Below are 18,174 nucleotides of genomic sequence, written 5' to 3'. Positions count from 1 at the left end.
TTGAAAAGCACCTCGGCCTTCGGGCCGGGGTGCTTTTTGTGTTCCGTCGTCTCATCGGCGCCTCCTGCTGGTCGGCAGGAGAACCCGGGACGGCGGCAACGAAAATCACTGCTCGCAGGGCTCGCAGCGATTATTAAAGCCGCCTTCCCCCGGGTCCTCCGGCCTTGAGGATGGCTTAGCAGATGCCGAACTGCCAAGCGTCGATGGGGCATTCCCGCCGGTGACACGTACGCATAAAGTAAACCGGTTTGTCAGTGGGATCTGAGAGGATCGTCACTATGTCTAAATCTCAGGTTCTCTTCCGTGTCCTTGACACGGGTCGCATCCAGTGCGACGTCGTTTCTCCCAAGGGTTACAAGCTCACCCTGTCCGGCACCCACACAGACGCCGAGCCTGAAATCGGGCAGGGCATTCTTGGGGAAAACCAGTCGCTGATCAGCAACGCGTGGGCATATGCCCTAAACAGGTATGCCGCCGTGAACCTGCCTGACGAGGATCTGCAGAAGGCAGCAGACAAACGGGCCAAAGCGTTTAAGAAGGCTGTTGCCTGGATTGCCGAGTTGGCTGAGGACCTGACGCTGGAGGAGAGAACTGGTTGGTGCTCCTCCTGCTTCGGCAAGCATGGGCACCGTAAGGCAAACCGTCCCGTGGGACAGCTGCCCGCCTATATTTGCATGGGGTGTGGGGGGCCAACGCTTCCCTGTGCGGCGGTGATGTGCGCGAACATGGCGGTCCGGGAAGAGGGCGCGATTCGGGTCCAGCGCTACTGTGCCGAGCACCGGCATGAGATCCCCGGCTTCGAGAAAGCCGACCGAAAGATGGGCGCACTCAACGACTATAGGGAGTTCCTGAGTTACGAAAAGCCCAACCTGGCGAAAACGGTCAAGGTGGTGGGACTCGCAGGCGCCGGCGTTGCAGCAGCTACTCCTTTCGCGTTCCTCGCGGCACCCGCCTTTGGAGGTGCTGTGGGAGCTGCTATCGGAGGTTACAGCGGCATTGTGGCGACTAACTTTGGGCTGGCATTGCTCGGCGGTGGTGCTGTGGCGGCCGGCGGCTTGGGTATGGCAGGCGGAACGGCCGTGGTCACCGCCGTCGGAGCAGCTCTGGGTGCGGCTCTCGGGGGCACGATCGCGAACGCCTACGTGCGGCAGGACAAGTCTTTCCACATCGAAATGCTCCAGGATGGAACCGGGGTTCCGGTCATCGTTTGCAACGGCTTCCTCAGCGAAACCAAAACCGGATGGGGTGAGTGGCGCAATATCGTGATGGACTGCTATCCGGATTCACCCGTCTACCGCGTCCATTGGGGCGCGCGTGAACTCCGGCACCTCACATTGTTCGCAGGTGCGAACGTGGGCAAAGCCGCCGCAGGTGCAGCGGTGAGAGGAGCTGCAGCAAAGGCGGCCAAGGTGGCCGCCAAACGGTTGGCCCCGGTCGCCCCGGCTCTGATCGCTGCCGACCTGGCCAAGAACCCCTGGCACATGGCGAAGAACAGGGCGGAGAAGACCGGCGTCATCCTCGCCGACCTGCTGGCTCGAACCGAAGCCGACTCCTACGTGCTGATTGGCCACAGCCTCGGCGCCCGGGCCATGGTGGTTGCGGCGCAGGCGTTGTCCAGCAAGAAGGGTGGACCGCGTGTCCAGGCGATGCACCTGCTGGGAGCAGCCATCGGTGCAAAGAGCGACTGGCACAGCCTGACGTCTGTCGTCGATGAGGCTGTCTACAACTACTACTCGTCAAATGACCAGGTTTTGAAGTTTGCTTACCGTGGGACCCAGCCGGGCGAGAGGGCTGCAGGTGAGGTGGGCTTCCGGCCAGCCGACGCAAAACTCCAGAACGTGGACGTTTCCGCGAACGTCAAGGGGCACTCCCAGTACCATCAGCACGTCCGGCTGCTGACTGAACCGATGATCCGGTGGGACCCGGCCGGGATAGGGTCTTCGGTCCGCTGAGATCTGTTCCTCTGGGACGGCGCGCCGTCCCAGAGGACATCGAAGCTGCAATCGTAGGTTCTGGCACCTACCTCCTGATAGTGACTACCGGCAGCAGCTTCATATCGGCGAAAGCCCCTCGTCCCCCTCGGATGTGGCCGCTGACAAACTCCGTCCGCGGAGCGTTGGGTGCTGAACCTTTGGGGCGCCTGTAGAAAGGGCGCACCTCGGAGGGCTTCTTGTCATCGGGGGAGCTGAAGAAATCCTCATCCAGAGTGGTGTTGACCTGCCCATCAGTGATGGTGATAGGGACCAGCCAAGTGCTCTCGGGCCGGTATCCAAGTTGCCGTGGAGGGGAAAGGGGCGACTGTGTGCCGCGTGTCGTATCCATTGCGGGAAGTCCGGAGGTTGCCTTCTTCCCTCGCACGCCGCGAACACCTTGTCTCAAGTTCCCGGCCACTTCCACCATGAACTTCACAATGTCCTGGTCACGTCTGGACAGGTCCGAGGAAACCGGGTTTTTGTAGGTTCCCAAGGGAATGTGATGCGTCGTAAGGGGGACGTACTCGCCGGCTTTCAAACCCTCTACCCAGTCGAGGGTATCCTCGAACCGGACTTCGAGCAGGTCCCAGGTCTTACCGACCCGCCACAGCACGAACCTATGATGGCTCATGTCTGTCAGCACACCCATATACATGGGACGCAACTTTACTAAGCCATTTTTGATGTTCCTGGCTGAAGGGGACGGCGCGAGGCGGGCGATCCGGCCAAGCTTGGCGCCAATGTCAGCGTAGGCGAAAATCCCATACTTGTACTCACATACTTCATTTATGATCCTTGCATGTTCCGGGTTCGTGGTCCCGTAGTTCTTTCTCCGGCCCATGGCCTGAGCAATCCTTCGATCCAGCTCGAGAGCTTCTCGGAACTGGTCAAAGAACTTCGAGTACATGCTGGGATGAAACTCTCTGAGCGTTTGCTGGAGACCGACAACTGCGGTCGAATTGGTCCCGATCGAGGTTTTGAAAGATTGAAAGGCCGACTCAGGCGCGGACCCGGTGTGCAGGCCGCCCTCAATTTCCTTGCGGATAAGTCCGGTGACACCCTGATTCTGGAGCCGCAACACGGAGGCTGGTTTTGGCGGAATCAGAGCTGTTGCCGTTGCTGTCGTGATTCGTGGCCGTCCGAGAGCGGACGGCTCTCGGCTTGGTGCCGACGTAGATGAGCCCGAGGCGGAGACCACGGAGGACTGGGCCTTTGACTGTGTGGAGCGTGAGTGTGTTTTCAGGTGGATAGGTGGGGTTCGACCCGAAACCGTGTCCCGGGCAACTTGCTGTTGATCCCGAACCTGGCGAAAGTGCTTGATTATTTGTCCCCACTCACGGTCCGGGTATCTGACCATCTCGCTCAGGGAGGGGAGGAAACCAGCCTTTACAAGTCCTTCACGGATACGGACGGGAATCCGCTGGTAGGTTTCGAAAGAGATCTTTCCGTCCGGTGAGGGCCTGTAGACAACGGGTATCCTTTGACGGGATTTGGTCCGTTCCGCGAAAAAACTCGTTAAGATCTCCACTTCTTCGGAGGTGAGAGGGAGAGAGGACTTGGCATGTTTCCTGGCGACGCCACGGCGGATGACCTCCTCCGCCACGTCGTGCCTCGGGACTCCGAGTTCTAAAGCGAGTGCCTTGATCGTTACGGGGGCAGGTTCGCGTCTCTTAGGACGAGGAGCCTCCTCCCTCTGATGCGCCGTTCTCACGCTTGATTCTTGTGCGGATGTGAGACGGGAGCTCTCATCCATGTCGCGAAAATCACCACCGGTCTTACGGATGACCCACTGGATTGACCGGTTCAGCTCTTTTGCCAGCCGGTACACGGGCGTCTTCAGGTCGTACTCCGGATCGGTCACGCGAGCGAGATCGTCTCGAAGCGGCTGAAGTTTTTGACGGAGTTCTTTATCTAGCACGGTGGATCATCTTTCGGGCAGCACGTCATCGTTGACGCGGAAGGAAAAAGAGAAGCTGGACAGGGCGGTGGCCCGGCACAACTGCCGGACCACCAGGGATGAAATGAGAAGAACGGGAAACCTACCCCGCCCGGGCCTCCGCAAACCGCGGCGCCATGGATTCCATCTGCTCCATGACGAGCTTGATCGCGGCAGGCTGCTTGTCCGGCGGATAGCCGTTCTTGACGAGCAGCCGTTTGATGGAGGAGCGGAGCTTGGCACGGACATCGTCGCGGACCGTCCAGTCCGTGCGGACATCGCGCCGCATCACGGCGACCAGGTCACGGGCGATATTCGCGAGGACGCCTTCACCCTGAACATCCACGGCTGAAGCGTTTTGGTACACGGCGTCGTAAAAGGCCAGTTCATCCTGGTTAAGTTCAGGGTTGAACTGCTTGCCGCGGTTCTTCTCCTGTGAGACTTCCTTGGCAAGTTCCACCAGAGCTGCAATGACCTCCGCCGAGGTCAGCTGCTGGTTGGTGTACTTGTTCATCAGCTCCGTGATCCGCTCGGAGAACGCACGCTCCCGGATGGCGTTGTTCCGCGTCGTCCGCAGGGCCTCTTCGGAGATGAGTTTCCTCAGTGCCTCGATGGCGAGCTGCGGGTTCCGCGCCTGCTGGGTCTTCGCCATGAACTCGGGAGTGAGGTCTTCGAGGGAAGGCTTGGGCATGCCGGCAGCCTCGTAGATATCCATCACCTCGCCCGAGACCGTTGACGTGGCAATCAGCTGGCCGAGCAGGCGGGAGATGTCCTCCGGTACGGGGATCCCGCGGGACTGGCGGTCTTCGGCGTCCCACTTCGCCATCCACACCCGGATCTCTTCGTACACCTTGATCTCGGGCAGCAGGTGCGCCAGATGCGCCGACCCTGAACAGAGTGCCCAGGCCCGGGCCAGCTGGCCCGAATACCGGCGGTACTGGGAGGCCAGGGTCTCACTGTCGGGGGCGGGCTCGTTGCCGGGCGTCAGCGGGTCACGGAGGTAATTCACGGCACCGGTGACAGCGTGCAGGAAGGCCTTGGGCCCGCCTTTGTTCAGTGTGGCCTTCCAGTTGTGCCCGGCCAGCAGTTCGCGGAGCTTCTCGACCAGTGTTTCGGTGAGCGCAATCGCTTCGTCAATGTTCTTGCCCAGCGGCTGCTGCTTGCCATCCTGGCGGCTGTATTCCTTCAGCGCCGCCGACAGGTTCTCCGCCAGGGGGGCGTACGCCACCAGCAGGCCGTCTTCCTTTCCCCGGTAGGTGCGGTTCACCCGCGCCAGGGTCTGCATCAGCAGTGCGCCCTTCAGCGGCCGGTCCAGGTACAGGGTGTGCAGGGGCGGGGAGTCGTAGCCCGTGAGCATCATGTCCTTGACGATCACCAGCTCCAGCTCATCGTCCGCGTCCTTGAGCCGCTGCTTGATGGTGGCGTTCTGCGAATCGCGGCGCACATGGTCGGAAACCGGGGGAGTGTCCGAGGCAGTCCCTGAATAGACAACCTTGATCTTTCCCCGTTCCAGATCATCGGAATGCCAGTCCGGGCGCAGCTGAACGATCGCCGAATAAAGATTCGCGCAGATCTCGCGGGTGCCACCCACGATCATGGCCTTGCCGGGGGCATCGATGAACTTCCGCATCTGGTCCCGCCGGTTCTCCCAGTGCGCCACCAGATCTTCGGCCAGCTTGGCGATGCGCTCCGGCGCGCCGTATACGGCATTGACGACGGCGACGCTCTTCTCGATGCGCGCCCGTTCCGTGTCGTCCAGGCCTGCGGTGACTTCATCGGCGGCCTGGTCCAGGGACTCCTCGCTGACCCCGTCGGCCAGGCCCACCTTGATCAGGCGGGGCTCGAAGTAGACGGGGACGGTGGCGCCGTCGTCCACGGCCCGGTTCAGGTCATAGATGTCGATGTAGTCGCCGAACACGTCACGGGTGTTGCGGTCCTCGAAGGAAATCGGCGTACCGGTGAACGCGATCAGCGTGGCATGCGGCAGGGCATCGCGCAGGTGCCGGGCATACCCGTCCAGGTCGTCATAGTGGCTTCGGTGGGCCTCGTCGACGACGACGATGATGTTGCGGCGGTCAGAGAGTAGCGGGTGCTCCGCACCGGCGTCGCGTTCTGCCTTGCTGCGCCCGAACTTCTGCAGCGTGGTGAAGTAGATGCCACCTGTGGTGCGGCTGCTGAGTTCCTCCCGCAGCTCGGAGCGTTTGCGGATTTGCCGTGCCGTTTCGGGCAGGAGCTGGCTGCGGACGAAGGTCTCGTAGAGCTGGCCGTCCAGTTCGTTGCGGTCGGTGATGACGACGACGGTCGGGTTGCGCAGCTTCGGGTGCCGGATCACCAGGTTGGTGTAGAGCTCCATTTCCATGGATTTGCCCGAGCCCTGGGTATGCCAGACGACGCCGGCTTTGCCGTTGCTGCCCACCGCCTGCACGGTGCTTCCCACGGCTTTGGTGACGGCGAAGTACTGGTGCGGTTTGGCGATGCGTTTGATTAGTCCGGAAGCGCCTTCGTCGAACGCGGTGTAGCTGTTCATCAGCTGCAGGAAGCGTTCCTGGTTGTAGAGGCCCAGCAGCGCAGTGTCCAAACCGGTGACGGGTTCGCCGTCGAGCAGCGCGCCGGGAGGCACGGGCTTGCCGTCGTCGTCGACGTTCCAGGGCGAGAAGTGGTTCAGCGGGGTGAAAGGGGTGCCGTAGCGGGCGAACAGGCCGTCGGAGGCGAGCGTGAAGACGCAGAACCGGAATGCCATGGGGAATTCACGGACGTAGGTGGCCAGCTGGTTGTGGGCGGCGGCAACATCGGCGGACTTGCTGCCTGCTTTTTTGAGTTCGATGATGCTTACCGGCATGCCGTTGCAGTACAGCACCAGGTCGAAGCGGCGTTTGTAGTCGCCGTGCTGGATGGTGACCTGGTTGACGGCGAGCCAGTCGTTGTCGTCGGGGGAGTGGCTGACCAGGCGCAGGGTGGGGCTGACTTCCGTGCCGTCGGCGTCGATGTAGGTGAGGCGGAAGCCGTTGGTGAGGTAGTCGTGGATGCGTTGGTTCTCGGTGATCGCATCGGTGGACGTGGGAGCCGAGATCTCCGCCAGGGCCTGCTTGAGGTACTGGACGGGGACTTCGGGGTTGAACTTCTGCAGGGCGGCCAGCAGCCGGGGTCGGATGAGCAGTTCATCCCAGGAATCGCGTTCGCCGGTGCCGGGTGCAATGTCGTGTCCGGTTTTCGGACGCCAGCCGAGCGGTTCAGCGAGCATTTCCAGTGCGTCGCCTTCCCAGTCGGCTTCGGAATACCCCAGCTGCTGTGCCTGTGCCATTTAGACCATTTCCCCCATGGTGTTTTCGATATCTTTTACTCGCAGTTTTCCGGACATCAGCTGCGGGAGCAGTGCGTCGCGGGTGGCTGCGAGGGTCCTGTTTTCCTGCTCATACTCCGCAGCAAGCTCAAACAACGGCGCCGCGGCGGCACAGAAGTTCGATATGGCTGGGTAATCGACCTTCTGAACCTTTGTAGCTAGTGCTTCGGCCCGATTCAACCCGGGGACTGCAGAGTCCGAGTTCATCTCGGCCAGCCGTAGGGATTTCAAAACGTGGTAACAGAATGGAAGCGTCTCTGAGCCCAGCTTTGGATCTACGTAGTAGGTGGTATCGATCGGGAAGAACGGTCCCGGTGACCAATAGACCATTCCCGCCGAACCCTTCCGGCCGACGACAATTCCAGGTCCATCTTTCAAGGCCTCATTGTGGGCCCCGACGACGCCACCGCTACCGTAAACAGCAACATGGCCATGTGCCCTTTTTGCCGCTGGGAGTGCCTTGCCATATTCGAGGTTGAGCAGCTCGCCTAGGGTGGTTAGCTCACTGGAAGCGGCAATCAGTTGCTGGAACAAGGCCTGCGATGTGGTCGATGAGGTCTCAGCGAGTTTGGAGTTGGCGGCGATCTTGTCGTCGAGGGCCCCCAGTACCTCCGCGATCGCCCGCTGCTCGCTGACCGACGGGACAGCGTACGAAAACGACTTGATGGTCGTGCCGCTGAGGTTTTGCTGTGCCGCCCCGTTGGCTCTCGAAACTATGTGCTCCCGGTCGTTTAGAAGTGCGTAAAAGAGCCACTTCCCGTGGCAGACCTCCGGATCTGCTATGAGCGCGCAAGAAGCTTGATTGCATGTGGCTGGGCTCGACAAGATCCCCAGCTTGCCAACGGTCGCCCCGTACATCGCCATCAGGATTGTTCCTGAGGGCAGCAACTTGGCCGATGAGTTTGCAAGCCCCTGCTGTGAAATTGATTCCTCATAGCGAGTCACGAGCCCGTCGGTAAGCTCCCCGGTCTTGATCCATGGAATTTCGGGCGGCGAGTAAAACTCAGGATGGCTTCGGTTCGGGGTCCCACCGCTCGTGACTGTCTGACAGAGTTCCTCAACGGTTTTCGTTACCCAAACCATCAGATCCGCCCCAACTGCTCGCGGACGACCTTCGCGAGCCGGTCGGATTCCTCGAACTGCTCGAACAGCTCCTTCTTCAGCCGCTCGATCTTCTCCTCGATCGGCTCGCCGTCGTCTTCAATCGCAGCAGCACCTACATATCGTCCCGGAGTCAGGGCGTAGTCGGCCGCCTTGATCTCCTCCAACGTGGCCGAATAGCAGAAGCCCGGCTCGTCGTCGTACTCCAAGCCGGCCTCAACAGCGGAAGCCTTGCCGCGCCAGGCACGGAACGTGTTGGCGATCTTGTCGATGTCCTCATCAGAGAGCGCACGCTCGGCGCGGTCCACCATGTGCCCCAGATTGCGGGCATCGATGAACAGGACCTGGCCGGAACGGTCGATGGAACCGTTGGGACCGGCGGTTTTGTCCTTGGCGAAGAACCAGGTGCAGACCGGGATGCCGGTGCTGCGGAACAGCTGGGTGGGCAGGGCAATCATGCAGGAGACCAGATCGGCCTCCACCAGCTGGGCGCGGATCTGGCCTTCGCCGCCGGAGTTGGAGGACATGGAGCCGTTGGCCATGACCACGCCGGCCTTGCCGCCCGGCGCCAGCTTGGAAATGATGTGCTGGATCCAGGCGTAGTTCGCGTTGTTGGCCGGCGGCACGCCGTACTTCCAGCGCGGATCGGACTCGGAACGGGCCCAGTCCTTGATGTTGAACGGCGGGTTGGCCAGCACATAGTCGGCTTCCATCTCCGGGTGCTGGTCCCGGGCGAAGGTGTCGCCCCAGCGGGAGGCAAGGTTGCCGTTGAGCCCGTGGATGGCCAGGTTCATCTTGGCCATGCGCCAGGTGCGCTCGTTCAGCTCCTGCCCGTAAACCGAGATGTCCGAGCCCTCTTTTTTGTGGGCTTCCAGGAACTTCTCGGTCTGCACGAACATGCCGCCGGAGCCGCAGCACGGGTCATAAACACGGCCGTGGTCCGGTTCCAGAACCTCCACCAGCACACGGACGACGCCGGCGGGTGTGTAGAACTCGCCGCCCCGCTTGCCTTCGGCACGGGCGAACTTCTCGAGGAAGTACTCGTAGACCTCGCCGAGCAGGTCGCGGGCCTTCTTGGCGCCGTCGCCGGTGAACCGGGCGGAGTTCAGCAGGTCCAGCAGCTCGCCGAGGCGTCGCTGGTCCACGTTGTCGCGGTTGTAAATGGTGGGCAGGGTGGCGGCGAGGGTGTGATTGGCACCCATGATGAGCGTCATTGCGTCATCGATCAGTTCACCGATGGACTTCGCCGGGGCGTCGGCGGAGGCCTGGGTGCCTTTGGCATTTTCAGCCAGGTACTGCCAGCGGGCCCGGGCCGGGACCCAGAAGACACCGCGGCCGGTGTACTCGTCGACGTCGTCAATGAACTGGGCAATCTGGTCCTCGTTCATCCCATCGGCTTCGAGCTCCACTCGGATCTGCTCGCGGCGCTCGTCAAAGGCGTCGGAAACGTACTTCAGGAAGACCAGCCCCAGGATCACGTCCTTGTACTGGGACGCATCCATGGAGCCGCGCAACTTGTCGGCGGCCTTCCAGAGCGTGTCCTTGAGTTCCTTCATGGTTGACGGCGCGGCCGCAACCTTTGTCTTCGGGGGCACTAGGTGATTCCTTCCATTGGGGCGTGAGTGGCTGTCACGGTGACGGTTCCACCGGCTACGCCGTCCAAGACAAGCGTAGTGAGTTCATCGAGTTGTTTCAGTCGGGCACGCGCCTGGGCACGCTGGGTGTCGAGCTCCAGCAGGAGACTGGAGACCTCCGGTCCGGGGTCGGCAGGGATCTGCCGGACCGGCCAGCGCCGCCAGCTTCCCGGGGTGTCTGCTTGGGCGTTGATGTCCGCTGCCACCAGCTCAGGCAGCACCCCGGACCGCTTCGTCTTGTTTACACGCAGCACACGGGCCGGGTACTGAACGACGGCGCCACCCGCGGCATCGACGAACGCTGCGGCCTGCGGACCGGTGCAGAACACGACGTCGCCGGGTTCCGTCCTGCGGTCGACCACGTGGGCATAAAAGTCCAGCAGTTCCATACGGCGGGTCCCTTTCGGCTGGGTGCCGAGCAGCTCGGGAGTTCCATAGACCGGGACACTGCCCGCAGCGCTGACCAGACCGTCCGCAAGCCGGGTCCCCGGCACATACGTGACTATGCCCTCTTCCATGAGCCGCCCGAGCGGGCGAGGACGGCGCCGCGTTCCGCCGTCGGGCGTGGGTTCCACGGAGTACCTGTACAAATGGTCCTGGGGAGAGCCAGTGCTCAGTCCCTCCAGTAGCTCGTCCGCCCGCAGAGCAGCAGCCGCACCACGCGGACCGGATACCGGAGGCGCGGCGTGGGCTGCGGCGGTTAGCGCCGTGCTGCCCGGCAGGATGACCCGGGTAAGGACAGGCCGGGCGAAGCGGAAGGAGTGGGCGCGGACATGCTCCTGGGATCCAAGGCTCGCAGCCACGTCGCTGATGAGGTCCTTGGCCGTGGCGGGATTGAGTTTTTCGCCAGACAGATCCGCTACTACGGTCCAGCGGTCCGCGATGGGCACGTCAGGGTGCGCCGGACCCAGCACCCAAAGAGCCAGTGCCTGCCGGGGTTTGCTGCGGAGCAGGCCCTCCGGCAACCGCACTATGGCCCGAACACGGCCGTCACGGATCAGCCCGGCGCGGACCTCCCTCGCGTCGCCCTTGGGCAGTACATCTGACAGGACAGCAGCAGGTGCCAGAACAACCCCGCGCTGGCGGTCATCCATTTGCAGCACTGCCTGGTCCACTGCCGTGAGGATCTCCAGTGGAGTCATTCCGGGACGGCCGGGGGAGGGGTAATGCGCCAGGTGGACGGCGGCGCCGTCGATCCCGAACTCCCCGGAGGGATCAACGGTGAGGGTGCGGCCGGATATGCCGTGGACGCGGAGCCGCCGGCGGACCAGCCGCGCGGTCTCTCCTCCTCCGCTGCGCGTCACGAGGGTGGCATCGGCCGCGTCGCCGAGGGCGGCGGCAAGTGCGAGCAAAAGGTCGCTGCCGCCGTCGGACGGGTCGGCGAACACTGGCTCCGGGAGGCCGGCGGCCAGTTCGACAGCGATCCCGGCGACCAGCCGGGCTGCTTCATCTGTGAGTGCAGTATCAGTGTGGCTTCGCAGGCCGGCACGGAACCGGTTTGCCATCAACAGTTCAAAGGCGGCAGCCGGGTTGAACGCGGCGTCTGCCAGCTCGGAAGCGAACCGTGCCAGGACAGGCAGGTCCGCCTGAACGGCTTCCAGCTCGCGGTAAAGGAGCTCGTCATCGGGGTCGTGTTCATCTGCAAGGTCCAGCAGGTCTTCAGAATCCCAATGCGGAAAGGGCTCGCCGCTCATGGCCAGGAGGGTCAGAAGTGATGTCAGGGCCTGGAATGCCAGCGGGTCCTCCCGGCGGCCGCCGGCCAGCACGGCAAACGCCGCAAGGTCGTCCTGAGCCTGCGGATTGTTTCCATGACCTGTCTCGACCAGCCACGCAGCAACCTCGTGCGCATCAAACAGTTCCTGGCCGCCGGTCTGTGTCACCGGGGCCGGGAAGGGGCGTTCCTTGCTGCGGAACCGGGTCCGCCACATGGAAACCACTGCGCGCTGGACTCTTGCAAGGGAAGCCACATCGGAAAGGGAGATGTGCAGTGCTGATGACGCCGTCATTGCATCTCCCTTCTCTGGATTAGTCCTGTGGTTACAGCTTAGGGGCTAGCCAATCTATGCGGAGCATAATCCTGATAAGAGGGGTTATCAGCAACCGCGGCTCGATATCAGGGTGACGCGGCTTAGGTTGATGGAACGGGAACGGCCGGCGAGCTGAACCCGGGATCCGCGGTTGCTAACGGTTGGGGGGGAGCAGCCGCGGGTCCGCCTCTTTCTCCCGCTCCCTGTCACGAAGGAACAACCATGACACAAGAAACCAGCAACCAGCCGGGGCCCGGCACTGATGCCCCTGCAGCAGCGCCGCAGGGTCCTGGTGATTCTGAGGGCACCCATAATCCGTTCCTCAAGACACCCGGCAAGAAGACGCCCTTTCTCTGGGCGGGGGCTGGGCTGGCCGCAGGACTGATCCTGGGCATCGGAATAGCGCAGATCGATCTGGGCACCCAGTCACAGGCGCTGAGCCAGGCCGTGGCTGAGTGCGGAGTAGAGGATGAAATCTGGATCGAGCTGGGCGACGAGGGCCAGAGCCTCTCCATGGACACCGAGGGCGAGGAAACATCCGGAGCCTCCTATTCCGACGTCGTCTGTGTGCTGGATGAGCTGGGGATGCCGGACAGCGTCAGCAGCCGGATGGGAAACACCCGGGCTCTGGACGGCCGGCAGGAAGCGCAGTGGGGTGAATTCTCCGCTACGTGGGGCTATCACCCGGACAGCGGAATGAACGTCGTCATCGAAGTCGTGGAGGCGAAGTGATGAATGCTCATTGGCCGCCCGGCGTCGGGAAAGCGCCTACTCGGGAACCGGAACAGGCCTCCGGGACCCCTGCAGGGATGCCAGTGCTGGAAGAGGAGCTTCCGGAGCCGAAACGCAAGCGTCGTTGGCTGGGACGCACCACAGCCGTGGTGCTCCTTGTTGGCGTGGGAGCCGTGTCCGGTGTCCTCCTCACCGATCCGACAGCCAGCGAAGAATACAAAGTCCTGGCCGCCGAACTGGAAGAGGCGATTGGGGACTACCAAGATCTCGACGCGCGGTACGTACGTCTGTCGGCCGGGATGAGCAGCCGCGAGGACGCTGTCGCCGAGAAGGAAGAGGCACAAATCGCCCAGGGACTGGAGCTGGTGAAGCGGGAGGAAGCGGTCAAAGCACGCGAAGAGGCGGTTACGGGAGCCGAGAAAGAGAAAGCGGCGAACACGGTTTCCGACGGTACGTGGACGGTTGGGCGCGACATCACTCCAGGCACGTACAGATCCTCCGGTGAGGTCGGATCCCGGTGCTACTGGGCGGTGCTGCGCAGCGGTTCCAACGGTGCGGACATCCTCGAAAACGACATCCCGGGTGGTGGACGCCCGGTGGTCACGCTGGCAGAAGGCCAGGACTTCAACACGGCCCGCTGCGGTACGTGGGAGAAGCAGTAACGCTCCCGGCGCAAAGAACAACCGGAAAAGAATCAACAACAGTTAGGAAGAACGATGAACATTAATCACATCCGCAAGCCGGCGCTCGCCGCCTCCGCAGCGCTGATCCTGGGGCTGACCATGTCGGCCTGCTCCGCTGAAACCGGCGGCAGCGGAACAGACGCTGGACAGCCTGCCGCGACCGCTCCCGAGACCGTGGAGACCCCGGCGCCGGAGGCACCAGCTGCACCTTCGGTGGGCGTTCCCTTCACCGCCGACATGGGAAATGGGAACACAGCCCGCATTACTGTGGTCTCCGCTGAGTACAGCGACACGGCCAGCACCCAGTCCTTCGCCCCGGCGGCGCAGAACGGAGGGTTCCTCGTTCTTGACGTGCTCTGGGAAACCGAAGCCGGAGTCACCTCGTCCAACCCGCTGTACTTCAACGCAAAGGATGCTGAAGGCCGGGCAGGGGAGTACTACATGTTTGCCGATAACCAGCTGGCCAGCGGAGAGGTTCAAATGGGAGACAAGTCCCGCGGCACGGTCGTTTTCGACATCGCTCCGGGCCCGGCGACAGTGGTGATCACCGATCCTCTGCTTCAGGAAGCCGCGCGGATCCAGGTTGGCGGCTGAGAAACGCAATAAGTTGAGGGTTCTCCTGCTGCTGGGGGGCAGGAGAACCCCAGCAATGTCAGACCTTGGGCGAAATGCCGTCCAAACCCTCAGCAGACCAGAAGCTCATGGCCATGGTCGAACAGGTGGGAAGGTGCACGCGAACTACGCGGCTCGCAGACCCCACACAGCGTCTTCATAGCGCAGAGCTGGAAGGTGTGGCGGCAGCAGAAGCAGTCCTAACCGGGTGGGGATTTACGCGCCGTCCTGGTAGTACTGGCTGGAGATGCCGTAATCCGGATCAAGCTCGGAGCGCTGCATCTGGTGTTCCGGCGGGTTCTCCCGGCAGGGCGTGTTCGCCAGAACTTCCACCCACGGTTGTCCGCTTTCCCGGTAGGTGGCAGTGAGGACCACATCGTCCTGGGAATACACCAAGACCCGGATGTCGCCGCGTTCCTTAGGCGGAGAGGTGATCTCATCCTGGAGTTCCCATCCTTCAGCGTCCAGCCATGCTCCTACACGGTCTAGTGCGGCGTTGGCTGTGTCGCTGTCGGGCACCGAGTTGGCAGCGATGCCAAGCCACCTGGTTTCCAGATGCTGCTCCTCGATCTCAGGGCGCAGGCAGGACTGCTCCCGCAGGTCCTCGATAAGGAGTCCGGCGTCGGCCTGTTCCACCAGGGCGGGAAAGACCTGTTCAAACCGGGACAGATAATCCGGGGATGTCTCTCCGGCAGGATCAGGTGTTCCTTCGGTGTTCATGGCACAGCCTCCCAGGGATGCGGTCAGGACGATTGCTGCGGAGATTGCAGCGGCTGGACGCAGGTTCATTTTTCGAGACTCTCGGTGCTCACAGTCGGCCACTTTCTGATCGTGTAATCTTCCGGGCGGTCTTCCAGCGGGCTTTCCCAGTAGGAGTAGCCGAATCCGTAGTGGAATACCTCTTCAACGTACAACCTCACCTCACCTCCATCGATCACAGCCTCGATGTTTGCCGCGGACGTTGACCGCTCGACGAAGTAGTCCGTGTGTCCCTTCATCAGCGCATCCGTCCGGGCCTGGTCCAGGAACCCGGACTCCAGGCGCACGGCGCCCATTTGAGTCTTGGGATCTCCGCCGCTCCAGAACGACCCGCTGTGGAACCCGCCGCCGGCCACCTGCGCTACCGTGATCGGGTCATCACGGGTCTGGATCCAATAACGGTTGGCGTCCGGGTTGGCGGTGTCCTGAGGACTCGATACTTCGTAGCCGGTTCCGGCGGTCGCCACGTAAACGATGTTCGTGGCATCCAGGCCCAAACGTTCGCCGGTGCCCAGCAGCGAGCCGCCGGCGCTGTAGCCGATATAGGTGCTGCGGGTGTCAGGGGGAACTTCAAGATCCAGCGCATGGTCGAAGGCCGCCAGCAGCGGACCTCCCTCCTCGTTATAAGAGCTGGTGAGGTTGTGGTGAAGTTCGTCCGGCAGGTCCGATCCCTGCCAATAGAAGGAGAGTTTTTCCGGCCCGGCGTCCCCGTCCACGGCGTTCAGCCGGTCCGTGTAGCTTTCCACGCTGCCCAAGGCGGCTTCAGTCCCCGGCACCAGGACAGCCGACGTCGTCACCTCCGCGGAGGGCGTGCCCTTCATGGTGACGATCCGTCCGTCTCCTTCGGTGCTGACCATGACTACCTGTGCGTCGGCGCTGATCAAGTAGTCCAGTCCCTTGAGTTCGCCAGCCAGCCGGCCGTGTTCAGCTTCCCACGCTTCGTAATCACGCTGCCAGAGGATTACAGCTGCCTCTGTATGCCCGTAGTTGGAGAGCAGCGGTTTCTTCAAAGCATCCAGCTCCTGCTTTACGGTGTGCCGGTAGCCGGCCACCGTGATGGTGTTGGCGTGCGCCCGGGACGCAAACGGCACGCCGTTGAGCGCTCCGAATACGGCGGGGTAGAGGAGCAGGAGCTTCTCCTGGTCTGCTGCCGGGAGTTCCAGCCAGGCACCGCGGATTGCGGCGATTCCCGCTTGGGACAGGCTGTCATTCATCACGGCGGACATGGCTGCTTCCGGGCTTCCGGGGGAGAACGGCCCCATTGGCGTGTTGGCGGCCAGCAAAGCGGCGGCCTCCGGATTGGCTTCGGTCCAGGCCTTCAGCTCGGCCTTGTCCAGCCCCCGGAGTGACTCCAGCAGCTGACCGGGGGTTACGGCACCCAGTCGATCATCGAGGGTGACGGTCAGGGCAGCCCAGTCCACCTTCGGGAGCACGGGTCCGCCGGCCCGGGCGTGAATGGGCAACCCCTCTCCGGTGCCACCGGAGACGGAGGCGAGCCGGGCGGCTGTCTCCTGCTGGAGGGTGTTCCACCGCTGGGTGAGGTCACCCGCGCGCGAGTTGAATTCATCGAGGGCGCGCTGGGCAGAGGGATCGTCTTCAGCAGGAGCGGCCGCGGGCCGTTCAGCCTCGAGTGTCCGGCACTCGGCGCGAAGATAGCCCGCGGCCGCAGCGAAGTCCTGGATGATGCCGGCAGCGGCAACGAGGGCCGACCGCCAGCCGGCCATGGGATCGGCCAGCGAATCCATTGCCGTGTGCACCAGGTCCTGGGTTGCCGGTTCCTGGTACGCCGGAATCACCCTCTTCCACGCGGCCGCGGCGTCGGTCAGGTAGCTCTCAGCCACTCCAGCCCGCACCCGCAGGTCCTCGGCGGCGGCTTCTAGGTCCGAGAAGTTCCCACTGATGTCCGGGAGCGCGGCGCCTGCCATCATTCCTCCATGAACCGGAGCCGGCCCGTCCGCGGCGGGGAGGCAGGGGAGTAGGTTGTGGGCAGCTTCGCCAGCGCCGACTCGGCAGCAGCGCTCATCTGGCCGTCAGCGTCCACAAAAGCCGCGGTGGCGTCTGCCAAGGCAGAGGTCTTGCGGAAGACCAGGCTGGCGACGTTCTGTGCGACATCCCGGCGCGAATCCCAGAACGTGGAAAATGCCCCGGCGACCGTTGCCGCGGAACCAAAGCTTCCGGCGAGCTGGTCAGCGCTGCTCCCGGCATCCCTGCCGGCGTCGAGCAGAGCCTGGCCGTCCGCAGCGATATCCACGATGGCCGCATGGATGACACCCGGCTGGATCTCGTACTGCATGTTCCCCCTGGAGATGATGGACATCTTCGTTACCGGAGAGTCTGGATCCTTTCCCTGCCGAAGTCGATGGGCAGAACTACCCATGTCAGGGCCTTGGGCCGGGAGCGGGAACGCAGGAAGACCCCGCGGCGGGGCTGCAGCGGACCATATTTGGCACCGGTCCCGGCCAGCCCTTGGTAAGCTTGGAAGAAGCCCTTCGCCCGCCGCACTGCCCACAGCAGTGTCCGGCTTCCGGCGCGGAGGCGCCCCTTTCCACCGCACCCACCACTGACCTGCTGCTCCGCTCTGCCCTGCGCCTTCGCAGGTGCCGCCAGGCCGGAGCAGCTGCACTGTGCCCCACGCCCCGCGGCGGGAAGACACGCAATACCGTAGGAGAAGCGCCACCCCCATGCAGTCCGCCCCCGCAGAAACGTCCGCAGACGCCCACGAAGATTCCCCCGCGGAAACCCCCGCAGAATCATCCGCAGATTCAAGCGCGCTGTCCCTGTTCGACCGCCGCTACGAACCCAATGTCGCTGAAGTAAACCAGCTGTGCGACACCCTCGCCGGACTCAAGCCCGGCAGCGAAGTTCCCTATATCGATCCGCAGCATGACGTGGACGAAGCCCGGATCGTGAGCCTGTTCTCAAACAACGGCCCAGCTCACCCGTCGGGCTTCATCACCGCCGGCAGTGACGAAGCCGTCACCCGCCTCCTCGGCGTTCACTGGCAGGTGGGCCTGCAGCCCAAATACGTCATGCCGTGGAACGTCCACCCCTGGTACACCCCGGGAGAGCCGCACACCAAGCTCACCAAGGAAGAAGTTGCCGAGGGCCTGAAGCCGCTGCTGCGCTTCCTGGCACTGGTTCCCCGGGCATCGGTCATCGTTGCCCACGGCACCGAGGCGCAGCGGCTGGCAGCAGCATTCCTGAAGACTGAAAACAGGATGATCTACCGCCGCAGTTTCAAGGTCTACAAGGCACGCTCTGCCGAAGGCCGTTCGTTCGGCGCCACAGAGGAACGCCAGCAGGAATCGCTGGCCGAAATGCGGATCGTCTACAAGGACGCGATGGCCCGCACCGGTCTGGCTGCGACCGGCCGCTAG

Annotated in this window: 13 protein-coding genes; 5 read left to right on the top strand and 8 right to left on the bottom strand. The window is 63.0% G+C overall.

The features are described 5' to 3' along the window. Nucleotides 1-278: 278 nt before the first annotated feature. The gene (locus tag TVC13_RS06135; RefSeq protein WP_422400344.1) at nt 279-1,952 is read left to right on the top strand and encodes a DUF726 domain-containing protein; all 1,674 of its coding nucleotides are present in this window, start codon (nt 279-281) and stop codon (nt 1,950-1,952) included. 67 nt (nt 1,953-2,019) lie between these two features. On the opposite strand, the gene TVC13_RS06130 is transcribed toward TVC13_RS06135, so the two are convergent. From TVC13_RS06130 to TVC13_RS06110, 5 genes are all read right to left on the bottom strand, one after another. Further along, nucleotides 2,020-3,891 carry a hypothetical protein gene (locus tag TVC13_RS06130; RefSeq protein WP_422400343.1) on the bottom strand — a complete coding sequence of 624 codons (1,872 nt, stop codon included), beginning with the start codon at nt 3,889-3,891 and terminating at the stop codon, nt 2,020-2,022. 121 nt (nt 3,892-4,012) lie between these two features. Next, nucleotides 4,013-7,210, bottom strand: coding sequence for a type I restriction endonuclease subunit R (locus TVC13_RS06125; protein ID WP_422400342.1), 3,198 nt, complete (start codon nt 7,208-7,210; stop codon nt 4,013-4,015). Beyond that, a complete protein-coding gene (locus TVC13_RS06120; protein WP_422400341.1) occupies nt 7,211-8,332 on the bottom strand; it encodes a restriction endonuclease subunit S in 1,122 nt (373 codons plus the stop codon). Next, nucleotides 8,332-9,945 (bottom strand): type I restriction-modification system subunit M, encoded by a 1,614-nt coding sequence (locus tag TVC13_RS06115; RefSeq protein WP_422400340.1) that lies wholly within the window; start codon nt 9,943-9,945, stop codon nt 8,332-8,334. Before TVC13_RS06115 ends, TVC13_RS06120 begins: the two co-directional genes overlap by 1 nt. Then, a complete protein-coding gene (locus TVC13_RS06110) occupies nt 9,945-11,990 on the bottom strand; it encodes a hypothetical protein (RefSeq protein WP_422400339.1) in 2,046 nt (681 codons plus the stop codon). Before TVC13_RS06110 ends, TVC13_RS06115 begins: the two co-directional genes overlap by 1 nt. A gap of 243 nt (nt 11,991-12,233) precedes the next feature. Between TVC13_RS06110 and TVC13_RS06105 the strand changes: the two genes are divergently transcribed. From TVC13_RS06105 to TVC13_RS06095, 3 genes are all read left to right on the top strand, one after another. After that, nucleotides 12,234-12,743 carry a hypothetical protein gene (locus TVC13_RS06105; RefSeq protein WP_422400338.1) on the top strand — a complete coding sequence of 170 codons (510 nt, stop codon included), beginning with the start codon at nt 12,234-12,236 and terminating at the stop codon, nt 12,741-12,743. A gap of 77 nt (nt 12,744-12,820) precedes the next feature. After that, complete coding sequence (locus tag TVC13_RS06100; RefSeq protein ID WP_400486659.1) at nt 12,821-13,405, top strand: hypothetical protein; 585 nt, start codon at nt 12,821-12,823, stop codon at nt 13,403-13,405. Between the two features lie 54 nt (nt 13,406-13,459). Beyond that, nucleotides 13,460-14,020: a hypothetical protein gene (locus TVC13_RS06095; protein ID WP_422400337.1), complete on the top strand. Its 561-nt coding sequence runs from the start codon at nt 13,460-13,462 to the stop codon at nt 14,018-14,020. A 234-nt stretch (nt 14,021-14,254) separates the two neighbouring features. On the opposite strand, the gene TVC13_RS06090 is transcribed toward TVC13_RS06095, so the two are convergent. From TVC13_RS06090 to TVC13_RS06080, 3 genes are read right to left on the bottom strand one after another with little or no spacing between them, the layout of a single operon-like run. After that, on the bottom strand, nt 14,255-14,827 hold the full coding sequence (locus TVC13_RS06090) for a hypothetical protein (RefSeq protein ID WP_422400336.1): 573 nt from the start codon (nt 14,825-14,827) through the stop codon (nt 14,255-14,257). Further along, a complete protein-coding gene (locus TVC13_RS06085) occupies nt 14,824-16,725 on the bottom strand; it encodes a hypothetical protein (RefSeq protein ID WP_422400335.1) in 1,902 nt (633 codons plus the stop codon). Before TVC13_RS06085 ends, TVC13_RS06090 begins: the two co-directional genes overlap by 4 nt. Next, a complete protein-coding gene (locus TVC13_RS06080; RefSeq protein WP_422400334.1) occupies nt 16,722-17,090 on the bottom strand; it encodes a DUF6507 family protein in 369 nt (122 codons plus the stop codon). The genes TVC13_RS06085 and TVC13_RS06080 overlap by 4 nt, the downstream gene beginning before the upstream one ends. A 388-nt stretch (nt 17,091-17,478) precedes the next feature. On the opposite strand from TVC13_RS06080, the gene TVC13_RS06075 reads away from it, so the two are divergent. Then, nucleotides 17,479-18,174, top strand: a complete 696-nt coding sequence (locus TVC13_RS06075; protein WP_422400333.1) for a uracil-DNA glycosylase — start codon at nt 17,479-17,481, stop codon at nt 18,172-18,174.

This window comes from Arthrobacter sp. 3Tela_A (assembly GCF_049311025.1).
Lineage (GTDB): Bacteria > Actinomycetota > Actinomycetes > Actinomycetales > Micrococcaceae > Arthrobacter_B.
The sequence above is the reverse complement of the archived record's forward strand: the minus strand, read 5'-3'. Positions and strand labels throughout refer to the sequence as shown.

Bases quoted from the DNA above. Each gene is read 5' to 3' on its own strand.
- TVC13_RS06080 (WP_422400334.1), bottom strand. From the start codon at position 17,090: ATGCAGTACGAGATCCAGCCGGGTGTCATCCATGCGGCCATCGTGGAT.
- TVC13_RS06105 (WP_422400338.1), top strand. From the start codon at position 12,234: ATGACACAAGAAACCAGCAACCAGCCGGGGCCCGGCACTGATGCCCCT.
- TVC13_RS06120 (WP_422400341.1), bottom strand. From the start codon at position 8,332: ATGGTTTGGGTAACGAAAACCGTTGAGGAACTCTGTCAGACAGTCACG.
- TVC13_RS06125 (WP_422400342.1), bottom strand. From the start codon at position 7,210: ATGGCACAGGCACAGCAGCTGGGGTATTCCGAAGCCGACTGGGAAGGC.
- TVC13_RS06090 (WP_422400336.1), bottom strand. From the start codon at position 14,827: ATGAACCTGCGTCCAGCCGCTGCAATCTCCGCAGCAATCGTCCTGACC.
- TVC13_RS06100 (WP_400486659.1), top strand. From the start codon at position 12,821: ATGCCAGTGCTGGAAGAGGAGCTTCCGGAGCCGAAACGCAAGCGTCGT.
- TVC13_RS06135 (WP_422400344.1), top strand. From the start codon at position 279: ATGTCTAAATCTCAGGTTCTCTTCCGTGTCCTTGACACGGGTCGCATC.
- TVC13_RS06110 (WP_422400339.1), bottom strand. From the start codon at position 11,990: ATGACGGCGTCATCAGCACTGCACATCTCCCTTTCCGATGTGGCTTCC.
- TVC13_RS06095 (WP_422400337.1), top strand. From the start codon at position 13,460: ATGAACATTAATCACATCCGCAAGCCGGCGCTCGCCGCCTCCGCAGCG.
- TVC13_RS06075 (WP_422400333.1), top strand. From the start codon at position 17,479: ATGCAGTCCGCCCCCGCAGAAACGTCCGCAGACGCCCACGAAGATTCC.
- TVC13_RS06085 (WP_422400335.1), bottom strand. From the start codon at position 16,725: ATGATGGCAGGCGCCGCGCTCCCGGACATCAGTGGGAACTTCTCGGAC.